The sequence below is a fragment of the Bradyrhizobium uaiense genome (assembly GCF_010811875.1).
Lineage (GTDB): Bacteria > Pseudomonadota > Alphaproteobacteria > Rhizobiales > Xanthobacteraceae > Bradyrhizobium > Bradyrhizobium uaiense.
The window spans coordinates 24,353-43,557 of record NZ_VKHP01000051.1; the positions used below are offsets into that span (position 1 = coordinate 24,353).

A 19,205-nucleotide genomic window follows, 5' to 3' on the forward strand; every position below is an offset into this window, starting at 1 on the left:
GGTGTCCACCTCGCTTGAAGCGCTCCGGTCCGCGCATCAGGCTAGGGCGGATACATCGACCTGGCACGCGCCGTCGACGCCCGGGGTGGCGAAGGGACGCACCTCGCAGGTGCCGTCCCAGCCCGGCATATGCTCCTTGTGCAGCTGCATGAACTCGACGGCGGCCGCGACGGCCTCCTCCTTGCTGCGCAGCTCGAAGATCGCGTAGCCGCCGATCATCTCCTTGGTCTCGACGAACGGTCCGTCGATGACATTGAGCTTGCCGTCGGTGATGCGCACCTGGGCGCCCATCGCGACCGGCAGCAGACCGCCGGTGTCGATCATGCGGCCCGCCTTGATTTCCCGCTCGGCGAGCTTGCCCATCGCCTCCATCAGGGCCGGCGTCGGCGGGCGCGGGGGCTGGGAGGAGGTGACGATATACATGAACCGCATCGGAAAACTCCTGTTGGGCGAGAAGCGGCGATGATCGCCGCAAAATCGGCTCGCTATGGGGGACGACGATCCGGCGGCGGCCGGATCGACATGAGGTCGGGAATTATTTTGGAGAGATTCGGCCGGAAATTCGTCCTGTTCCGGCCAGGACGGCGCGAATTACTGCTCCCGCAGCATGATCAGAGGGTCGGCGCTGTCGGGGACGCGGCGCCACTGGGCGTTGTCGTCGGCCTCGAACTGCCAGGCCTCGCCCTTGGCCGACATCAGGATCATCTGGCCATGGTCGAGCCGCCACAGCGTGGGATTGAAGGCTGCGACCACCGGATCGCATTTGCCCTTCAGGAACACCTGGAAATTGTCGTTGCCGGCATCGGTATTGGTCAGCACCAGGGCGCAGATCGCCTGGCCGTTGCCGCGGACCATCGACCAGTCGCCGATCATCTGGTCCATCGACTTGGCGAGCGAGCGGGCGGCGGCGAGGTTTTGCAGGATGTAGACGCCCTCGTTGGTGCGCATCCCTTCGAAGATGCCGGCCTCGACTTCGGTGAAATCGATCACGCCCTCGCCGGCCGCGTTGTGCAGCCGCACGATGTCGCCGAGGCCCTTGATGCTCCAGCCCGTGATGTCCTTGGTGAAGGGCAGCGCGGCGGCGCAGGCCGGCTCGAGCTCGAGCTTGAAGCCCTGCGGCGTCGCATCGCTCTTCAGCGTCACGACGCAGGTCTTGCTGCGCTCGGTCGTGGCGAGCTCCCACTGCCCGATCATGTGCTTCTTCAACGTCGAGGCGTCCTGCGCGGCTGCCGGACCGCACGCGGCCAGCAGCACAAGCAGCACGACGTTGAAGCGGGACAATATCATCAGCGGCCCTTCACCGGGGTTTCCGCAACCGGGGTCAGCGGCGGCTTGCCGGCGAACCAGTTCGTGATGTTGTCGACCACGAGCTGGTCCATCGCATTGCGCGTCACCACCGAGGCCGAACCGATATGCGGCAGCAGCACGACGTTCTGCATCGCCTTCAATTCGTCCGGCACGTTTGGTTCGGCCGCGAACACGTCGAGACCGGCGGCGAGGATGGTGCCGGACTTCAGCGCCGCAACCAGCGCCGGTTCGTCGACGACAGAGCCGCGTGCGACATTGATCAGCACGCCGCGCGGGCCGAGCGCCTTCAGGACGTCGGCATTGATCATCTTCGCCGTCGAGGCGCCGCCCGGCACGATGACGATCAGGGTATCGACCGCCTTCGCCATCTCGATCAGGTCGGGATAGTGCTTGTAGGAGACGTCCTTGGATGGATTGCGCGAGTGATAGGACACCGGGACTCGCGAGGCTTCGAGCCGACGCCCGATCGCCTGCCCGATCCGGCCCATGCCGACGATGCCGATCTTGCGGTCGCGGAGCGAGCCGACGCTGAGCGGATAGTTCTGGGTCTGCCACAGGCCGGAGCGCACATAGCGGTCGGCCTTGACGAATTCGCGCAGCGTCGCGATCAACAGCCCCATCGCGACGTCGGCGACCTCCTCGGTCAGCACGTCGGGCGTATTGGTGACCACAATATTGTGATCGCGCGCATAAGCGGAATCGACGTGGTCGTAGCCGACGCCGAAGCTGCCGACGATCTCGAGCTTCGGAAACAGCGCCATCGCGGTCTTGTCGGTCGCCATCGTGTGATAGGTGACGGCGATGCCGCGGATCTTGCCCATCGTGTCGGGCGTCAGGCGTTCGAGGTCGCCGCGGCTCTCGGCACGGTGCAGCACATACTGATCGGAAAAGCCGTTTTCGAGGATTGGCCGGATCGGTCCATAAACCAACAGATCGATCTTTTCGGAAGAAATCGGGGCCATCAATTGTCCTTTCCTAACGCGCTTTCATGCCAACGCCGCAACAACAGGTGCGAAACTAACGCCAGCAACCCATAGATGACAATCCCGGCCAGCGATAGCAGCAGAAGGGCTGCGAACATGCGGGGAATATTCAGCCGGTAGCCTGATTCAGCGATCCGGAACGCGAGGCCCGAGCCGGCGCCGGCGCTGCCGGCCGCGATCTCCGCGACCACGGCGCCGATCAGCGACAGCCCGCCGGCAATGCGCAGGCCGCCAAGATATAGGGCAGCGCCGCCGGCAGCTTCAGGAACAGCAGCGTCTGCAGCTTTGATGCGCCATAAAGTTGAAACAATCCGGCGAGGTTGCGATCGACCGAATTGAGGCCGAGCGTCGTGTTCGACAGCACCGGAAAGAACGCCACGATCCAGGCGCAGACGATCACGGCAGTCTGTTGTTGCAGATAGATCAGCAGCAGCGGCGCGATCGCGATGACGGGGGTGACCTGCAGCACCACCGCATAGGGGAACAGCGAGTATTCCAGCCATTTCGACTGGTTGAACAGCAGAGCCAGCACGACGCCGCCGACCGCTGCGGCAACGAAGCCTTCGAGCGTGGTCAGCAGCGTGACGCCGAGCGATTGCGACAGAATCGGCCAGTCCGCGACCAGCGTCTTCAGCACCAACAACGGGCTCGGCAGCACATAGGGCTGGATGCCATAGGCGCGGACGATCGCTTCCCAGAGCAAGAGGCCCGCCGCGAACACCGCAAGCGGAAGCACGAAGCGGACGAGGTCTTGCGGAGACTTCATGCGCCCGCCTGCCCTGCGTAAGACGGCGCCAGCGCGCCCGAGACCTCGCGGCAGAACGCGGCATATTCGGCCGAGGTGCGGAATTCCTCGCCGCGCGGCTCCGGCGAGGTGATGCGAAACTCGGCGCCGATCCGGCCCGGCCGCGCCGTCATCACGATCACGCGCTGCGAGAGATAGACCGACTCGAACACCGAGTGCGTCACGAAGATGACGGTCTTGTGCAGGTTGCGCCACAGCGACAGCAGGTCGTTGTTGAGGCGAAAGCGCGTGATCTCGTCGAGCGCCGCGAACGGCTCGTCCATCAGCAAAATATCCGGATCGGTGACCAGCGCGCGCGCCAGCGACACCCGCATCTTCATGCCGCCGGACAATTCGCGCGGGTAGGCGCCGGCAAAATCCGCAAGCCCGACCTGATCGAGCGCGGCGGCGATGCGCGCATCGGCATCGGCCGCCGGCGCATGGGCGAGCTTCAGCGGCAGGCGGACATTGTCGCGCACATTAGCCCACGGCATCAGGGTCGGCTCCTGAAACACGAAGCCAATCCTGTGGCTGCCGCGCTGCTCCGTGCCGTGATGCGAGAGCTCGACCGTGCCGGCGCTCGGCGTGGCGAGGCCGGCGATCAGCCGCAGCGCGGTGGACTTGCCGCAGCCGGAAGGTCCGAGCAGCGAGACGAACTCGCCGCTGGCGACGTCGAGGTCGAGCGGCCCGAGCGCCGCTACGCCGCTGTCGTAAGTCTTGGCGACGCCGCGCAGGCGCACCGCTGACCCGGCATCAGATCCAGACAACGCAGGCTCCGCCATCGCGATTTCGCAGCCGTCAGTTCTTCGGCCGAAGCTCGACGCCGACCGCCTTGTTGACGAAGCGCAGCGTGTAGCCCTGGCGATAGTCGATGGTGCCCTTGACCACGCCGGCGCGGACCATCTTGTCGAAGAAGCTCGCCATCCGCTCGTCGGTCATGGCGCCGATTCCGTTCTTGATGGAGTCTCCGGAATCGACGATGCCGTGCTCGCGCATCTTGGCGACGCAATAGGCGAGCAGCTCGTCGTTCATGTCGGGATTGAGCTTCTTGATCATCGCATTGCCGGCCGAATTGTCGCCGTAGACGTACGTGTACCAGCCGACAACAGACGCATCGACGAAGCGCTGCACCAGGTCAGGCTTCTTGTCGACCAGGTCGCGGCGGGTCTCGATCAGCGTCGAATAGGAGTTGAAGCCGTAATCGGCAATCAGGAGAACATTTGGCTTGAAGCCGGCGGCCTTCTCGACCGCAAAGGGCTCCGACGTGACATAGCCCTGCATCGCGGTCTGCTTGTTCACGATGAAGGGCTGCGGGTTGAAGGTGTAGGGCTTCACCTTGTTCTCGTCGAAACCGTATTCCGACTTCAGCCACTGGAAGTAGCTGGTGATGCCCTCCTTCGAGATCAGCAGCGTCAGCGGCTTCAGATCCTCGATCTTGCCGGCCTTGACCTCGGGATGGGTCAGGAACACCTGCGGGTCCTTCTGGAACATGGCGGCGACCGCGACCAGCGGCACGTTGTTGGTGACGGCGTCGAAGGTCTGCAACGAGTTCGCGCTCATGAAGAAGTCGAGCTTGCCCGCGATCAGGAGCATGCGGTTGTTCTCGTTGGGACCGCCGGGCACGATGGTGACGTCGAGGCCGTATTTCTTGTAGGTGCCGTCGGCGAGCGCCTGGAAGAACCCGCCATGCTCGCCCTCGGCGACCCAATTGGTGCCGAACGACACCTTGTCCAAAGTCTTGTCCGGGCTCTGCGCCCGCGCGGGAGCAAGGGCCGCAGAAACGCTGAGGGCGGCGGCCAGCAGGCCCATGGTTAACGCTCGCGGCAAAAAGGCCCGGATCATGGTTGGACTCCGTCTGATATTATGGCCCATGATGGAAGGCGGGACGACGTGGACCGCGCCCGGAGACGCGAACGCCCCACTGATGTTAGACAAACTAGCCTGCAAATCCATTCAATGAAACGCTTGTATTGAAACGACCGGCTTGATGACCTCTCAGCTTCCGCCCCGCGACTGGACCGCCATCCATTGGCCCGACCTCGCCAAGGGAACGGCTGCGCGCTGGATCGCGGTGCTGCCGCTGGCCGCGACCGAGCAGCACGGACCGCATCTGCCGCTCGGAACCGACGTCATGATCGGCGAAGCGTATCTGGCGCGGGCTCAGGAGCTGCTGCCGGCGGCCATCCCAGCGACTTTCCTGCCCTTGCAACCGGTCGGTATCTCCACCGAGCACATCGATTTTCCCGGCACGCTGACGCTTCCGACCAATGTGGCGCTGAAAAGCTGGATGGCGCTCGGCGAGAGCGTGGCGCGCGCCGGGGTCAGGAAGCTCGTGATGGTGACCAGCCATGGCGGCAATTCCGCCGCGATGTCGCTGGTGGCGCAGGATCTGCGCGCGCAACACAAGATGCTGGTGGTGACCACGAGCTGGTCGCGATTCGGCACGCCGGACGGGCTGTTCGATGCCGCCGAATTGCGCCACGGCATCCACGGCGGCGCGGTCGAGACCTCGATCATGCTGGCGAAGTATCCGCAGGCCGTGCGCAAGGATGCGATCGCGGACTTCACACCTGCGAGCGTGCAGATCGAGAAGGATCATCGCCATCTGTCGACCCAGCGGCCGGCGCCGTTCGCCTGGCAGGCGCAGGACCTCAATCCGAGCGGCGCGATCGGCGATGCCACCAAGGCCTCGGCCGAGAAGGGCGAGAAGCTGATCGAGCACGGGGCACGCGCGTTCTGCGAGCTACTGGCCGATGTCGACCGGTTCGATCCGGGCGCCTTTGACAGCAACTGACCGGGAATTCCCTCGTCCTGGTCGAGGCGACGAAACAATCCACGAAACCATATTTCGCGGCCGGCCTTCGAACCGGAACCGAAAAGCCTCCGTCCAACGGGCATGCGGACCAAACCGGACCGCGCTCAAACAGGATGGAGTATCCCATGTCGATCAAGACCAAGTTTGCCGCCCTCGCTCTCACCGCGCTCGCCGTGACCGGCACCATCGCGTCCACCACTTCGCAGGCCGAAGCGAAGCCGTATGGCTGGGGCTGGGGCGTTGGTGCGGGCCTGGTCGGCGCCGCCATCGTCGGCAGCGCGATCGCGGCCAGCGACGGCTACTACGACACCGGCTACCGCCGCTGCGGCTGGGTGCGCCAGTTCGACGCCTACGGCAACTACATCGGCCGCGTGCGCACCTGCTACTGATCGACGGGTTCTTACTCAGGCTGCGGATCTTGTGTTCGGCACGGGTCCTCATCCACCCCGTGTCGCAACCGACCCGTCCGGTGGTCCCCCCGGACGGGTCAATCCTTTTCGGTCCGCCGCATGCGGCCTTGGGTCACAGATATTTGGCGATCAGCCGGAAGTCGCGCAGCATATTGCGGCCCTTCGGACCCGATGCCTTCAGCGTCTCCTCGAGGCTGTGGCCGATGTGATCGTGGATCAGCGCCTTCTTGGCGCTCTCGATCGCACTCTCCACCGCCTGCAATTGCTGGGCGATCTGCGCACAGGGCCGGCCCTGCTCGATCATCTCGACGATGGTCTCGAGATGGCCGTTGGCGCGCTTCAGGCGCCGGGCGATAGCGATGTGCGGGTGGTCGTCGGACATATGGTTCTCCTATCCTCCCGGGAGGATAATCATTATCCCCCCGGGAGGATAGTGAAATCAGCTTGACAGCCCTCTGCGTCAGGCGTACTGGCCGATTGTCGGAACATTCGTTCCGCACCGGGGCGTCGCCCCGACCACGAGCCAGCACAGAAGGCACATGGGCAGTAGCAACTCAGGCGACAGTAGACCCACGACGGGACTGTTGACGCCGCACAGCAAGACTGATCGCGCAGGCTTCCGCTGCGTGGATGGGTGGTCGCGCCTCGGCTGACCGCCTGCTCCTCACCGGCCTGCCGCGACCAGCGGAAGTGGAGGTGAGCGATGTTCGAAAAGCTCGCAAAATTCCGGCCGTTTGAGCCGCGGCAGATTCCGCCGCGGGTGGCCACCTATTCCAATGACAACCTGCCGGGTTTTCGCCGCCCGGCGGACCGTCGGCGTCCAACCCCGGCCTGTCATTGGATCCTGATCGACGGCCGGCTGGAGTGCCGGTGGATCGTCGAAACCACCCTCGAATCATCAACCAATGATCTCGACCGACAGCGACGCGCGGACCGGCATTCCGGCCCGCGCGCAGCAATTGCGCATTCCGCCGCAAAGATGACCGCAATCGCCTGAAGGACCGACATGGACGAAGGACCTAGTTGTCCCGTTGCGCGCCATCGCGGTGCGACAACGGGACTCCCTTCGGGGAACGACATCAATTTTGGAATTGCCGCTGCTCACGGCAGCGGAGGTTGCGCGCGCGCCTAGAGCTGCTCCGCGTCCCTCCTGCCGTGCCCAACCGGCAGCGAGGAGACGATCGGAGCAAGCATGACAGAGATCGCCAGACATCCCGAGCGAGAGCCGGCCGGCCGGCGGAGGCGCGTCCTCCAGCGAGCCGAAGGACGTCCCGACATCGGCCGGCCGTCCACGTCGTCGAGCGCGCAGGGTGAGCTGAAGCTGCTCCATGCCTCGCTTGCCGCAGTGACACCGGACAATCACCCGCGCACCGCAAGACTGCTCGCATCGAGCACCCGCAAGATCGCCCAGAAAGTGATCGAGGAGGCCGGAGAGGTCGCGCTCGAGACGGTCAAGCACAACACACAGGCGATCGTCCGCGAAAGCGCCGATCTGCTCTACCACCTCGTCGCATTGTGGCATCGCGCGGGCGTCGACCCCGACTCGGTCTGGGTGGAGATGCGCCGCCGCGCCGACGAACTCGGAATTGCCGAGAAGCCACCGAAGGCCCGCAACCGGACTCCAGACCTGTCCATGCCAGTGCCACAGGGCAAAGGGGGTGACCATGACCAGGGCGAATGACCGCTTTGAGCATCGCCCCGCCGCCCCTGCTGCCACGAGGCGCGCCGTCGCAGCCCACGGCCCGCTCGGCCCGGTGTTGGAGAGCCTCGCAGGCATCCTGCGCGAGAGCGCGGGTCTCGTGCGCAACGTCGCCGGCCTCGGAATCGTGCTGGTGCTCGACACCACACCCCCGAAGCGCCGGCCGGTCGCAAGACCCCTGCCCGCGCCCGATACGACCAACATCATCCGCTTTCCGGCGCATCGAAGCGCCAAATCTCGCAAATGAGAAGGACCGAGTCATGACCGTCGTCAATGATTTGAATATGCACGCCCCCGGCCATGAAGCCGGCGCAAAGTCGTCCCAGAGCGCCGTGCTCGACAACGCCCATCTCGGCGACATCCGCGGCGCGCTCGGCAGTATCGCGCGGGACGACATCGCACCGCGGGCGACCTTGCTTGCCCGCCTGAAGACGCTGATGGCGATCGTCGGCCCCGGCCTGATCGTGATGGTCGGCGACAACGATGCCGGCGCGTTCGGCACCTACACCCAGGCCGGACAGAACTACGGCACCACGCTGCTGTGGACGCTGCTGCTCCTGATCCCGGTGCTCTACGTCAACCAGGAGATGGTGGTGCGGCTCGGCGCCGTCACCGGCGTCGGCCATGCGCGACTGATCTTCGAACGCTTCGGCAAGTTCTGGGGCGCCTTCAGCGTCATCGACCTCCTGGTGCTGAACGCGCTGACCATCGTCACCGAATTTATCGGCATCACCTTCGCGCTTCACTTTCTCGGCGTCTCGCAGTTCTGGGGCGTATTGGCCTCGGCTGTTATCGTGATGCTGGCGGTCTCGACCGGAGACTTCCGCCGCTTCGAACGCTTCGGGATCGTGCTGGTGTTCGGCAGCCTGCTGCTGGTGCCCGTGATCCTGATGGTGCATCCGCCGGTCGGGCAGATCGCAGCTGATTTCTTCGTGCCGAAGATGCCGCATGACGCCAAGCTCAGCGAGGTGATGCTGCTGATCGTCGCCATCGTCGGCACCACGGTGGCACCGTGGCAATTGTTCTTCCAGCAGAGCTACATCGTCGACAAGCGGATCACACCGCGCTTCATCCGCTATGAGCGGATGGATCTGTGCATCGGCATCGTGCTGGTCGTGGTCGGCGCGGTGGCGATGATCTCGTTCTGCGCGGCGGTGTTCGCTGGAACGCCTGAATTCGGCAATTACACCGACGCGTTGGGAACCGCGGTCGGGCTCGAGAAATATGCCGGCCGGCTGCCGGCGGTGCTGTTTGCCCTCGCACTGCTGGATGCCTGCATCATCGGCGCGGCCGCGGTTTCCCTCTCGACGGCTTACGCGATCGGCGACGTGTTCGCGGTCAAGCACTCGCTGCACCGCAAGCCGTGGGATGCAAAAGGCTTCTACAGCGTCTATTGCGGCCTGATCGTGCTCGCTGCCGTGCTGGTGCTGACGCCCGGCACACCGCTCGGGCTGCTCACCAACGCGGTGCAGACGTTGGCCGGCGTGCTGCTGCCGAGCGCGACGGTGTTCCTGCTGCTGCTCTGCAACGACCGCCATATTCTCGGACCCTGGATCAATTCGACCCGGCTGAACCTGTTCACCGGCGCTGTCGTGGCGGGGCTCGTGATGCTGTCGGTGATCCTGACCGCCTCAGTGCTGTTCCCAGATCTCGGCGAGGAATGGATCATCGGCATCCTGGTCGGCGGCAGCGTGCTTGCGCTCGCGGTCACGGCACTCGTCAAGCTGTACGAGATGTCGTCGCGCCGCAACGCATCGTTCCGCTTCAAGCCGAAGCCTCCGCTGTTCGATCGCGACACCTGGCGGATGCCGCCGCTCGACCGGCTGCCGCCGGCGCGGCTCAGCCCGCTGAGCCGGATCTGGATGATCGTGCTGCGCGGCTATCTGGTCGTTGCCGCGGGCCTCGTGCTGCTGCGGATCGTGCAACTCGCCACGGTGGGTGCGTGACGGCGCTCGGCCGTGGCCGGCGATGGGGCGCGATCATGTTGTTCAGGCTGGCGAGTGCCATCCTGCGCGGCGCAACCGCGCTCTTTCAGCGCCGCATGATTTCAGGCGCCGAGCTTCGGACGGCGCTGTCGATAGCGCGATGGGTCGAATGGGCCGGCGCGAGGGTCGTGCTCGGCAGGGCATCGCAGCCGGCATTCATCAAAACAAGGGACAAGGACAATGGTGACATCGATTGAACGGTCGAGTTTCGACCGATTTGCCGCAGACGCGCGGTCGATCGCAGCCGATGGGGCCTGCTGCCGCGTGCTGTTACGTGACTGTCATAGTGGCGTGCAAATCGAAGGGGTATCTGGCGCACCCCAGTTGCTATTGCGAATGACTTGCAATAAGAGTTGGGGAATGCCAGGTGCTGAGCTGGCTTTGGATGGGACGACACGGATCGGACCGGGGACGGCGGGCAATGACTTCAAATCTCGGGTGGCAAGTGGCCGCCAAATCTGTAAAGCCGGGCAAAACCGCCAACCGTTCGCGGAAAGCCGCGTCATGACCTGCGTCCGCCTCTTCAGGGTTCAGATCGCCGCCGGCGCAGCGCTCGGTGCGGCCGCATTCGGCGCGCCGGCGACCGCCGCCGACATGGCCGTCAAGTCACCGGCCCTGAACGCGGTCTACAACTGGACCGGTTTCTACGTCGGCGGCCATGTCGGCTACGGCGACGGCAGGCTCGGCGCCGATACCAATCCGCTACCCCTGCAGGCCGTCTTCTTCCCACACAGCATCACCGGCGGGATCGGCGGGTTCCAGGTCGGATACAATCATCAGTTCGCAAACCGCTTCGTGCTCGGCGTCGAGGCCGACGCAACATTCGTCGGCCCGGTCGATCTGCCGCGGCGCACGCTCGGCCCCTTCAACAGCTCGATCGACTATGTCGGCACCGTGCGCGGCCGCGCCGGTTACGCCCTCAACGGCTGGATGCCTTACGTCACCGGCGGCTTTGCCTGGGGCCGCACCCAAGTCAGGGTGAACGACGCCGCGGGTAGTGTCATCTCCGAACCGGGGCAGTACCAGACCGGATGGACCGTTGGCGCCGGCGCCGAATTTGCGCTGAGCGGCAACTGGACGGCCAAGCTCGAATACGACTACATCGACCTGTCGCGCCGCACGCGCGGCCTCAACGACTTCGGCATGCCTGGCGTCACCATCGACCCGCGGCTGCACCTGCTCAAATTCGGCCTGAACTATCAGCTCGGCGACTCGCCATGGTCGGCGACCCCGACCCAGCCCCGGCTGCCGGAATCCGACAATTGGTCCGTGCATGCGCAGACGACGCTGATCGGACAGGACTACCCGGCGATTCGTTCAGCCTACAGCGGCACCGACAGCATTCCGGCGGGCGGGCAGGCGCAGCAGACCTGGACCACCACCGCCTTCGTCGGTGTGCGGCTGTGGGAAGGTGGCGAACTCTACTTCAACCCGGAGACCGCGCAGGGCTTCGGCCTCAACGGTACGCTCGGCCTCGCCGGCTTCCCGAACGGCGAAGCCCAGAAGGCCGGCGCCGAATATCCGAGGATTCGGCCGCAACGTTACTACATCAAGCAGACCTTCGGCTTCGGTGGCGAACAGGAAGACGTCCCCGACGGCCCGAACCAGATCGCGGGCAAGCGCGACATCGATCGCCTGACACTGATCGTCGGCCGGTTCGCGGTCGGCGACTTCTTCGACGGCAATTCCTACGCCAAGGATCCACGTGCCGACTTCATGAACTGGGCGATGTGGGCCTCCGCAGCCTACGATTTCCCGGCGGATCTGCCCGGCTATACTCGCGGCGCCGTGGCCGAACTCAACCGCAAGGATTGGGCGGTGCGCGCCGGCGTGTTCCAGGTGCCGGATGCGCCGAACAGCGACGTCCTGACGTTCAAGACCGGCGGTGCGGTGGTCGAATTCGAGGGCCGTTACTCGGTCTTCGATCAGCCCGGCAAACTCCGCGTCGGCGTGTTCGGCAATCGCGGCTTCACCGGCAATTACAGCCAGGCGCTCGCGATCGCAGCCACCGACCCGTCGCTCGACATCAACGCGGTGATGGCCGGCATTCGTAAGGACAACCTGAAATACGGCTTCTACCTCAATGCCGAACAGCAGATCGCAACCGATGTCGGCCTGTTCGGTCGCCTGAGCTGGAATGACGGCCAGAACGAGATCCTGTCGTTCACCGATGTCGATCGCAGCCTGTCGGGCGGCGTGTCGATCAAGGGCAGCCGATGGGGACGGCCGGACGACACGATCGGCATCGGCGGCGCGATCAACGGGCTCTCCGCCTCGCACCGCGATTACCTCGCTGCCGGCGGCCTGGGTCTTTTGATCGGCGACGGCGCGCTCAACTATCGCAACGAAGGCATCTTCGAGAGCTACTACGCCTACTCCGTCAACAAGCACTTCACGGTGACGGCGGACTATCAGTTCATCACCAACCCGGCCTACAACGCCGACCGCGGCCCGGTGCACATCTTCTCCGGCCGTCTGCACGGCGAGTTCTGATCCGCACGTCATTGCGAGCGAAGCGAAGCAATCCATAGTTCCGCACGCGCGGAAGCATGGATTGCTTCGTCGCTTCGTTCCTCGCAATGACGGATTGACCGAGGTGGGGCGCGGCCACGCCAGCGCCCTCTCCCCACTCAGATATATGTAGACCCCCCGGGCTTGCCGCAAGCCCGGGGTCATCCCGTAGAACGCGCGCCCAATCAAACGGAGGAGTGCGGGATGCGGGAACATGCTGTGGTGATTGCCGGCGGAGGTCCGACCGGGCTGATGCTGGCGGGCGAGCTGGCGCTGGCGGGGATCGACGTTGCCATCGTCGAGCGGCGCGCCACCCAGGAACTTGCAGGCTCGCGTGCAGGCGGGTTGCTCGCGCGCACCCTCGAGGTGCTCGACCAGCGCGGCATCGCGGATCGATTCGTCTCGCAAGGGCAGCGCCATCCGGTCGTGCACGTCCACCCGATGCCGCTCGATCTCAGCGACTTTCCCACCCGGCACAATTACACGCTCGCGCTGTGGCAAAACCATATCGAGCGCATCCTGGCCGAATGGGCCGGCGAGCTCGGCGTGCCGATCTATCGCGGGCGTGACGTGACCGGTTTTGCGCAGGACGACAGCGGCGTCGATGTCACGCTGTCCGACGGCGAACTGCTGCGGGCACAGTATCTCGTCGGCTGCGACGGCGGACGCAGCCTGATTCGCAAGACGGCCGGCATCGATTTCCCCGGCTTCGATCCGACCACCAGCTGGCTGATCGCGGAGGCGCAGATGGCGGAGGAAGCGCCCCTCGGCTTTCATCACGATGCCGTCGGGATCCACGGGATCGGTAAGATAGAGGACGGTCGCGGTTTGCGGCTGGTGCTGACCGAGCGGCAGCTGCACTCCTCCGAACCTGACTTGAGCGATGTGCGCGAGGCGCTCGTCGCGATCTATGGCTCCGACTTCGGCATCCACAGTCCCGGCTGGATTTCACGATTCACCGATATGACGCGTCAGGCTGACGCTTATCGCGAACGGCGCGTGCTGCTCGCCGGCGACGCCGCGCATGTGCACCCGCCGATGGGCGGACAGGGCCTCAACATCGGCGTGCAGGACGCTGTCAATCTTGGATGGAAGCTGGCGCAGGTGGTCAAGGGCATCGCACCGGACGGTCTGCTCGACAGCTATCACACCGAGCGCCACCCGATCGGCGCCCGAGTGCTGCGCAATACGATGGCGCAGGTCGCGCTTCGGCGCACCGACGACCGCTCCAAGGCGCTGGATGAGTTCGTGCGCGAACTGCTCAGTATGGACGAGCCGCGCAAGCGTTTTGCCGCGGTCCTGTCCGGGCTGGACATTCGATACGATCTCGGCGGCGGCCATCCGCTGCTCGGACGCCGCATGCCAGATCTCGACCTCGTCACCGCCGACGGCCCGACGCACGCCTTCGCGCTGCTGCACCAGGCGCGACCGGTGCTGCTGAATTTTGGCGGGCCCGGCAGCATCGACATTGCGGGATGGAGCGACCGGGTTCAGCTGGTCGATGCCGCGTATGACGGCAAATGGGAACTTCCCGTGCTCGGAAAAGTTTCGGCGCCGTCCGCGGTGCTGGTCCGGCCCGACGGCTACGTGGCGTGGGTCGGCGAGCGAACGCAGGCGGGACTTACTGAGGCGCAGGCGAAATGGTTCGGCGCGCCCGCCTAGCGGAGCGCCTACCCCGCCGGCTGGAACGAATCCGCGCGCGCCATCGCCCAGGCGTCGCGGAAGCGGGGATCCTGGGTACCCTCGAGCAGCTCGCCCGGGCGCAGCGTCGGATAGAGCTGCGCAAAAGTACGGACGTCGGTGGTCGAGCTCCGCTGCGAGAAGTGGATCGGGCGCAGATCCTTGGTGTGCTCGAGGCCGGCGGCGGCGAGCAGCTCGGTCAGCGCGTGCAGGGTCGAGTGGTGGTAGTTGTACACGCGCTCGATCTTGTCGGGGACGTAGAGCGCGCGGTTGCGAATCGGATCCTGCGAGGTGACGCCGGTCGGGCAGCGGTCGGTGTGGCAGCTCAGGGACTGGATGCAGCCGAGCGCGAACATGAAGCCGCGCGCCGAATTGCACCAGTCGGCCCCGATCGCCATCGCGCGCGCCATGTCGAAGGCGGTCGCGATCTTGCCGGAGGCGCCGATCTTGATGCGATCGCGCGCGCCGATCCCGATCAGCGCGTTGTGGACGAAATTGACGCCCTCGCGCATCGGCATGCCCAAATGATCCATGAACTCGAGCGGCGCGGCGCCGGTGCCGCCCTCATTGCCGTCGACCACGATGAAGTCGGGATAGAGCCCACTCTCCTTCATCGCCTTGCAGATCGCCAGGAATTCCCAGGGATGGCCGATGCACATCTTGAAGCCGGCCGGCTTGCCGCCGGACAGTTTGCGCATCTGGGCCACGAACTCCATCATCTGCACCGGCGTCGAGAACGCCTTGTGATAGGCCGGCGAGATGCAATCCTCGCCCATCGGCACACCCCTGATCTTGGAAATCTCCTCGGAGACCTTCGCGGCCGGCAGTACGCCGCCATGGCCGGGCTTGGCGCCCTGGCTGATCTTGAGCTCGACCATCTTGATCTGGTCGTCGCCCGCGACGCTTGCGAAGAGCTCCGGATTGAAGGTGCCGTCGCGGTTGCGGCAGCCGAAATAACCGGAGCCGACCTCCCAGATGATATCGCCGCCCATCTCGCGGTGATAGGGGCTGACACCGCCCTCGCCGGTGTCGTGGGCGAAGCTGCCCTTCCTGGCACCGGCGTTGAGCGCCCGCACCGCGTTGGGGCTGAGCGCGCCAAAGCTCATCGCCGAGATGTTGAAGACCGACGCCGAATACGGCTTGGCGCAGTCGGGACCGCCAATGGTGATGCGGAACTTCTCGTCGGCACGCGGCTTCGGCGCCACCGAATGGTGCATCCACTCATAGCCCTCGCGGTAGACATCCTCCTGGGTGCCGAACGGCCGCTTGTCGAGCACCGCCTTGGCGCGCTGATAGACCACCGCGCGGGTGTCGCGCGAGAACGGCATGCCGTCCTTCTCGCTCTCGAAGAAATACTGCCGCATCTCGGGGCGGATTTCCTCGAGCAGGAAGCGGACATGCGCCGAGATCGGGTAGTTGCGCAGCACCGCGTGGTTCTTCTGCGTCAGGTCGCGGATGCCGAGGAACGTCAGCGCGCCGAAGATCAGCAGCGGGATCAGAACGATCTTGAAGACCTTGTGGTCGAAAATTCCAACCAGCAGCAGGAGCGTGGTGACGACGGCGCAGATCGTCAGCACGATGAAGCGCGGCGAGAACGGAAGCAGCATCGTGTCCATCAAATCCCCCTCCGGTCTGCCCTGACTACCCTGTCGGCCGTGAGCCTAATCCAACTCGCGGAACAAGTGCACTACGGTTATACGGCCGAGCGGTCACAGATGTGACAACCGCCCGGATGGGCGGGTGCGGGTGCCGCACCCGGCCAAATTGATTTGAAATCGACTTTTGCACTGCACCAAGAAGCGGCACCGCGCCAACCGCCCTTCAATGATCGTGCGGCTGCAGTTCGTGCGGGATGTGGCCCGGCTTCAGGCCGTCGCCGGCAAGCCACGCATTGGTGGTGTCGAGCGCGCGGGCGATGTGATCGGCGGTCCGGGAGAAATCATAGGGCGAGCCGACCAGCGGGCAGAGCGGCGGCACGACGAAATATTCGACACCGGGACCGATATTCTCGAGCTCGTTGACGAGCTGCCGGGCGATCAGGAGCGTCAGCGCATGCAGCGCGTTGGCGAGCGCGCCGACCGGCGGCGCCTGGTTGGCGCAGGCATGCCCGGTCGGCAGCACGATCAGGCGTTTGGCCCCCTGCTTCACGGCTACGCGGACCGGCGTGTTGCTGGAGATCGCGCCATCGGCGAGGTAGTGATCGCGATAGTGCACCGGCGTGAACGCGCCGGGGATCGCCGTCGATGCGACGATCGCCTCCGCGGCCGAGCCTTCCGACAGCACCACGCTGTCGCCGCTGATGATGTCCGTGGTGACGATGTGGATCGGGATCCGCGCGTCCTCGAGATTGCGGAACGGGATGTAGTCGTCGATCAGCTTGCGGACGCCGTCATGCGAGATCAGGAAGTCGCGACGCCACAGGAAACTCACCAGCGTCCGCCAGGTCACCGGAAACACGTCCTGCCGGTCCAGGCCGCGCCAGATCTCGGCGAGCCGCCTCACCCCCGCAACTGTCGGATCGCTGGCATAGAACGCGCCGTTCAGTGCGCCGACGCTGGAGCCGACCACCATATCGGCCGTGACGCCATGCGCGGCCAACGCCTGCAGCATCCCGACCTGGATCGCGCCGAAACTGCCGCCGCCGGCAAATACAAAGGCGGTCTTCGGTGCATCCGGATCGGTGATGGACAAGGTGCTGCTCCCTGATCGCCGCGTCCGGGAAACCGCTGCGCGGCGTTGCGCGGGTTATAGCGGCGCGGGAATGCGTGATGCTACTCAAGCAGGAGATAGCAGTCATCGCGGGACTCCGCCCCCTTTCCGTTTGCGGGCAAGGGAGGCGCGTCGCCAAAATATCGAAAACAACCCCATGCAAAGTAGCCTGCCGTGGCCGGCGTTCGACCAAGGCTACTTGACAGGGCCACTTGACGCGTCGGGCAACTCACGGATATATTTCCAATATTCCGAAATCAGCCAGACGTCTGTAACCGACGTTTCCACGTCCTCATGCCCGATAGCATACGCGATAGCCCTACCCGCACGCGGCAGAGGCGAAACGAGTCTGCGCGCACGCCTCGCCCACAAATGCAAAAGGCCGGAGCCTTGTGGGCCCCAGCCTTCGCAACAGACGTAGCAATGATCCCCGCGCGCGGGGCCAGCGGGATCAGCGCTCGACGAACGCCTTCTCGATCACGAAGTGACCGGGGGTGTTGCCGCTGCCTTCCTTGAAGCCGCGGGTCTCGAACAGCACTTTCAGCTCTTCCAGCATCGCCGGGCTGCCGCACATCATGATGCGGTCGGTCTCGATGTCGAGCGGACCCTGGTGCAGATCGGTGAACAGCTGATTGGAGGTGATCAGGTCGGTGATGCGGCCGCGGTTGCGGAACGGCTCGCGGGTCACGGTCGGATAGTACGAGAGCTTCTCCGACAGCAGCGGCCCGAACAGCTCGTCATCGCGCAGCTTGGCGACCAGCTCCTCGCCATAGGCAAGCTCGGAGACCTGGCGGCAGCCATGCACCAGCAGGATCTGGTCGTAGCGATCATAGACCTCGGGGTCCTTGATCAGGCTGGCGAACGGCGCAAGGCCGGTGCCGGTCGACAGCAGCATCAGCCGCTTGCCGGGGATCAGGTTGTCGGTGATCAGCGTGCCGGTCGCCTTGCGGCCGACCAGGATGGTATCGCCCTCGCGGATCTTCTGCAGCTTGGAGGTGAGCGGGCCGTCCTGCACCTTGATCGAGAAGAACTCGAGCTCTTCCTCGTGATTGGCGCTCGCCATCGAATAGGCGCGCAGCAGCGGCCGGCCCTCGACCTCGAGGCCGATCATGGCAAACTGCCCGTTCTGGAAGCGGAAACCGGAATCGCGAGTCGCCCGAAAGCTGAAAAGCGTATCGGTCCAGTGCTGAACGGAAAGAACTTTCTCTCGATAGAACGCGCTCATGGGTTTTCGTTTTCTCGACTGACCAGATTTAGAATGGTTTGATTTCTAGACTGCTCGCGATGGCGCAGAAGTGGCCGAAATCACTGAAGATCTCGCGTTTCCATTGCGCCAATGCGTGAGATAGTCAAGATCAACTGGCGTGCAATTGCGATCTCAGAATGGCAGTCGTTCGATTTCGCGCAGAGGTTCAGCCGCGACATCGTTAACACGTGGCGCTGCACGTAATTTACTTGCTGAGATCAGCACCGATCTGGCAATTAATTGCTACGAAAACCGTGGCGAAGGGAAAATGATATCGTGGTCCTGATCAGCCAGCGAATCTTCCTGGAAACCATCAAGAAATATTGTTTGGCGCACTCCGTTGCCGTCGAGGTGCGGTCCGGCGGCTGGCTGGTCGTCATGACCAGGGGCAGCGAGCGGCGGCTTGCGATCGGCTACGACATCGGGCTGAACAGCGCGGTCGCGCATCAGGTCGCCAACGACAAGTCGGCCTGCGCGGATGTGCTCGCATCGGCCTGCGTCCCCGCGATTCCGCATACGCTGTTTCTCGGCGCGAGGCTCAGCAAGCACATTCCGGGATCGGACTCGCTGGACGCGATGCGGCGTCTGCTCGACGCGCATCCGCATGGACTGGTCGTCAAACCCAATCAGGGGACATCCGGCGAGCTCGTCTTCCGCGTGACGACGCCAACGCAGCTCGAGACCGCAGTCGCGCGCATCCTTGCTGCGCATCCAAGCCTTGCGATCTCGCCCTATGTCGAAATCACCGACGAGGTGCGCGTCGTGCTGCTCGATGCGCGCGCGCTGATCGTCTACGCCAAGACGCGCCCGTCGGTGGTCGGCGACGGCATCCAGTCGCTGCGTGCGCTGGCACAGGCGGCCGCGACGGCCGAACAACTCAAGACCATGGCCGAGGATTTCGACGCCGCCGCGCTCGACGCCGTTCCCCCTGCCGGCGAACGGCTTCTGCTGAACTGGCGGCACAACCTCGACGGCAACGGAGTGCGCCAAACAATATTTCTTGATGGTTTCCAGGAAGATTCGCTGGCTGATCAGGACCACGATATCATTTTCCCTTCGCCACGGTTTTCGTAGC

General features: G+C 64.7%; 19 protein-coding genes and 1 pseudogene. 10 read left to right on the top strand and 10 right to left on the bottom strand.

The annotated features are described in order from the left end of the window. Nucleotides 1-36: 36 nt before the first annotated feature. The 6 genes and pseudogenes from FNJ47_RS15040 to FNJ47_RS15065 all read right to left on the bottom strand — a co-directional run bounded on the left by FNJ47_RS15040 (nucleotide 37) and on the right by FNJ47_RS15065 (nucleotide 4,917). Complete coding sequence (locus tag FNJ47_RS15040; protein ID WP_163154293.1) at nucleotides 37-432, bottom strand: YciI family protein; 396 nt, start codon at nucleotides 430-432, stop codon at nucleotides 37-39. Between the two features lie 159 nt (nucleotides 433-591). Then, complete coding sequence (locus tag FNJ47_RS15045) at nucleotides 592-1,287, bottom strand: AprI/Inh family metalloprotease inhibitor (RefSeq protein ID WP_163154295.1); 696 nt, start codon at nucleotides 1,285-1,287, stop codon at nucleotides 592-594. Continuing rightward, nucleotides 1,287-2,270, bottom strand: coding sequence for a 2-hydroxyacid dehydrogenase (locus tag FNJ47_RS15050; RefSeq protein WP_163154297.1), 984 nt, complete (start codon nucleotides 2,268-2,270; stop codon nucleotides 1,287-1,289). Before FNJ47_RS15050 ends, FNJ47_RS15045 begins: the two co-directional genes overlap by 1 nt. Beyond that, nucleotides 2,270-3,057: pseudogene (locus tag FNJ47_RS15055) on the bottom strand (ABC transporter permease). Before FNJ47_RS15055 ends, FNJ47_RS15050 begins: the two are co-directional and overlap by 1 nt. Then, complete coding sequence (locus tag FNJ47_RS15060) at nucleotides 3,054-3,857, bottom strand: ABC transporter ATP-binding protein (protein WP_163154299.1); 804 nt, start codon at nucleotides 3,855-3,857, stop codon at nucleotides 3,054-3,056. Before FNJ47_RS15060 ends, FNJ47_RS15055 begins: the two are co-directional and overlap by 4 nt. Before the next feature lie 16 nt (nucleotides 3,858-3,873). Further along, entirely contained in the window at nucleotides 3,874-4,917 is a 1,044-nt protein-coding gene (locus tag FNJ47_RS15065; RefSeq protein WP_163154301.1) for an ABC transporter substrate-binding protein, read from the bottom strand. A gap of 145 nt (nucleotides 4,918-5,062) precedes the next feature. Between FNJ47_RS15065 and FNJ47_RS15070 the strand changes: the two genes are divergently transcribed. Then, nucleotides 5,063-5,869 carry a creatininase family protein gene (locus tag FNJ47_RS15070; RefSeq protein ID WP_163154302.1) on the top strand — a complete coding sequence of 269 codons (807 nt, stop codon included), beginning with the start codon at nucleotides 5,063-5,065 and terminating at the stop codon, nucleotides 5,867-5,869. 146 nt (nucleotides 5,870-6,015) lie between these two features. Beyond that, a complete protein-coding gene (locus FNJ47_RS15075) occupies nucleotides 6,016-6,279 on the top strand; it encodes a hypothetical protein (protein WP_163154304.1) in 264 nt (87 codons plus the stop codon). Nucleotides 6,280-6,412: 133 nt separating this feature from the next. Here the strand turns inward: FNJ47_RS15075 and FNJ47_RS15080 are convergent, their stop codons facing one another. Further along, entirely contained in the window at nucleotides 6,413-6,682 is a 270-nt protein-coding gene (locus FNJ47_RS15080) for a metal-sensing transcriptional repressor (protein WP_163154313.1), read from the bottom strand. A gap of 321 nt (nucleotides 6,683-7,003) precedes the next feature. On the opposite strand from FNJ47_RS15080, the gene FNJ47_RS15085 reads away from it, so the two are divergent. The 7 genes from FNJ47_RS15085 to FNJ47_RS15115 all read left to right on the top strand — a co-directional run bounded on the left by FNJ47_RS15085 (nucleotide 7,004) and on the right by FNJ47_RS15115 (nucleotide 14,157). Then, the gene (locus FNJ47_RS15085) at nucleotides 7,004-7,297 is read left to right on the top strand and encodes a hypothetical protein (protein WP_163154315.1); all 294 of its coding nucleotides are present in this window, start codon (nucleotides 7,004-7,006) and stop codon (nucleotides 7,295-7,297) included. Between the two features lie 195 nt (nucleotides 7,298-7,492). After that, complete coding sequence (hisE, locus tag FNJ47_RS15090) at nucleotides 7,493-7,981, top strand: phosphoribosyl-ATP diphosphatase (protein WP_163154317.1); 489 nt, start codon at nucleotides 7,493-7,495, stop codon at nucleotides 7,979-7,981. Next, a complete protein-coding gene (locus FNJ47_RS15095; RefSeq protein WP_163154319.1) occupies nucleotides 7,965-8,246 on the top strand; it encodes a hypothetical protein in 282 nt (93 codons plus the stop codon). Before hisE ends, FNJ47_RS15095 begins: the two co-directional genes overlap by 17 nt. A gap of 13 nt (nucleotides 8,247-8,259) precedes the next feature. Then, entirely contained in the window at nucleotides 8,260-9,945 is a 1,686-nt protein-coding gene (locus FNJ47_RS15100) for an Nramp family divalent metal transporter (RefSeq protein ID WP_235999892.1), read from the top strand. A 35-nt stretch (nucleotides 9,946-9,980) separates the two neighbouring features. Further along, complete coding sequence (locus FNJ47_RS15105) at nucleotides 9,981-10,181, top strand: hypothetical protein (protein ID WP_163154321.1); 201 nt, start codon at nucleotides 9,981-9,983, stop codon at nucleotides 10,179-10,181. A 307-nt stretch (nucleotides 10,182-10,488) separates the two neighbouring features. Continuing rightward, nucleotides 10,489-12,477, top strand: coding sequence for a carbohydrate porin (locus FNJ47_RS15110; RefSeq protein WP_163154323.1), 1,989 nt, complete (start codon nucleotides 10,489-10,491; stop codon nucleotides 12,475-12,477). Between the two features lie 222 nt (nucleotides 12,478-12,699). Continuing rightward, nucleotides 12,700-14,157 carry an FAD-dependent monooxygenase gene (locus FNJ47_RS15115; RefSeq protein ID WP_163154325.1) on the top strand — a complete coding sequence of 486 codons (1,458 nt, stop codon included), beginning with the start codon at nucleotides 12,700-12,702 and terminating at the stop codon, nucleotides 14,155-14,157. Nucleotides 14,158-14,165: 8 nt separating this feature from the next. Here the strand turns inward: FNJ47_RS15115 and FNJ47_RS15120 are convergent, their stop codons facing one another. From FNJ47_RS15120 to FNJ47_RS15130, 3 genes are all read right to left on the bottom strand, one after another. Further along, entirely contained in the window at nucleotides 14,166-15,791 is a 1,626-nt protein-coding gene (locus FNJ47_RS15120; protein ID WP_163154327.1) for an FMN-binding glutamate synthase family protein, read from the bottom strand. Between the two features lie 205 nt (nucleotides 15,792-15,996). Further along, nucleotides 15,997-16,866: a patatin-like phospholipase family protein gene (locus tag FNJ47_RS15125; protein WP_163154329.1), complete on the bottom strand. Its 870-nt coding sequence runs from the start codon at nucleotides 16,864-16,866 to the stop codon at nucleotides 15,997-15,999. Between the two features lie 469 nt (nucleotides 16,867-17,335). Next, nucleotides 17,336-18,109 carry a ferredoxin--NADP reductase gene (locus tag FNJ47_RS15130; RefSeq protein WP_163154331.1) on the bottom strand — a complete coding sequence of 258 codons (774 nt, stop codon included), beginning with the start codon at nucleotides 18,107-18,109 and terminating at the stop codon, nucleotides 17,336-17,338. A 297-nt stretch (nucleotides 18,110-18,406) separates the two neighbouring features. Here FNJ47_RS15130 and FNJ47_RS15135 point away from each other — a divergent pair, with 297 nt between their 5' ends. Continuing rightward, nucleotides 18,407-19,204 carry an ATP-grasp domain-containing protein gene (locus FNJ47_RS15135; protein ID WP_347341670.1) on the top strand — a complete coding sequence of 266 codons (798 nt, stop codon included), beginning with the start codon at nucleotides 18,407-18,409 and terminating at the stop codon, nucleotides 19,202-19,204. Nucleotide 19,205 lies beyond the last annotated feature (1 nt).

Bases quoted from the DNA above. Each gene is read 5' to 3' on its own strand.
- FNJ47_RS15045 (WP_163154295.1), bottom strand. From the start codon at position 1,287: ATGATATTGTCCCGCTTCAACGTCGTGCTGCTTGTGCTGCTGGCCGCG.
- FNJ47_RS15100 (WP_235999892.1), top strand. From the start codon at position 8,260: ATGACCGTCGTCAATGATTTGAATATGCACGCCCCCGGCCATGAAGCC.
- FNJ47_RS15070 (WP_163154302.1), top strand. From the start codon at position 5,063: ATGACCTCTCAGCTTCCGCCCCGCGACTGGACCGCCATCCATTGGCCC.
- FNJ47_RS15095 (WP_163154319.1), top strand. From the start codon at position 7,965: ATGACCAGGGCGAATGACCGCTTTGAGCATCGCCCCGCCGCCCCTGCT.
- hisE (WP_163154317.1), top strand. From the start codon at position 7,493: ATGACAGAGATCGCCAGACATCCCGAGCGAGAGCCGGCCGGCCGGCGG.
- FNJ47_RS15075 (WP_163154304.1), top strand. From the start codon at position 6,016: ATGTCGATCAAGACCAAGTTTGCCGCCCTCGCTCTCACCGCGCTCGCC.
- FNJ47_RS15115 (WP_163154325.1), top strand. From the start codon at position 12,700: ATGCGGGAACATGCTGTGGTGATTGCCGGCGGAGGTCCGACCGGGCTG.
- FNJ47_RS15105 (WP_163154321.1), top strand. From the start codon at position 9,981: ATGTTGTTCAGGCTGGCGAGTGCCATCCTGCGCGGCGCAACCGCGCTC.
- FNJ47_RS15120 (WP_163154327.1), bottom strand. From the start codon at position 15,791: ATGGACACGATGCTGCTTCCGTTCTCGCCGCGCTTCATCGTGCTGACG.
- FNJ47_RS15050 (WP_163154297.1), bottom strand. From the start codon at position 2,270: ATGGCCCCGATTTCTTCCGAAAAGATCGATCTGTTGGTTTATGGACCG.
- FNJ47_RS15065 (WP_163154301.1), bottom strand. From the start codon at position 4,917: ATGATCCGGGCCTTTTTGCCGCGAGCGTTAACCATGGGCCTGCTGGCC.
- FNJ47_RS15040 (WP_163154293.1), bottom strand. From the start codon at position 432: ATGCGGTTCATGTATATCGTCACCTCCTCCCAGCCCCCGCGCCCGCCG.
- FNJ47_RS15130 (WP_163154331.1), bottom strand. From the start codon at position 18,109: ATGAGCGCGTTCTATCGAGAGAAAGTTCTTTCCGTTCAGCACTGGACC.
- FNJ47_RS15060 (WP_163154299.1), bottom strand. From the start codon at position 3,857: ATGGCGGAGCCTGCGTTGTCTGGATCTGATGCCGGGTCAGCGGTGCGC.
- FNJ47_RS15110 (WP_163154323.1), top strand. From the start codon at position 10,489: ATGACCTGCGTCCGCCTCTTCAGGGTTCAGATCGCCGCCGGCGCAGCG.
- FNJ47_RS15085 (WP_163154315.1), top strand. From the start codon at position 7,004: ATGTTCGAAAAGCTCGCAAAATTCCGGCCGTTTGAGCCGCGGCAGATT.
- FNJ47_RS15080 (WP_163154313.1), bottom strand. From the start codon at position 6,682: ATGTCCGACGACCACCCGCACATCGCTATCGCCCGGCGCCTGAAGCGC.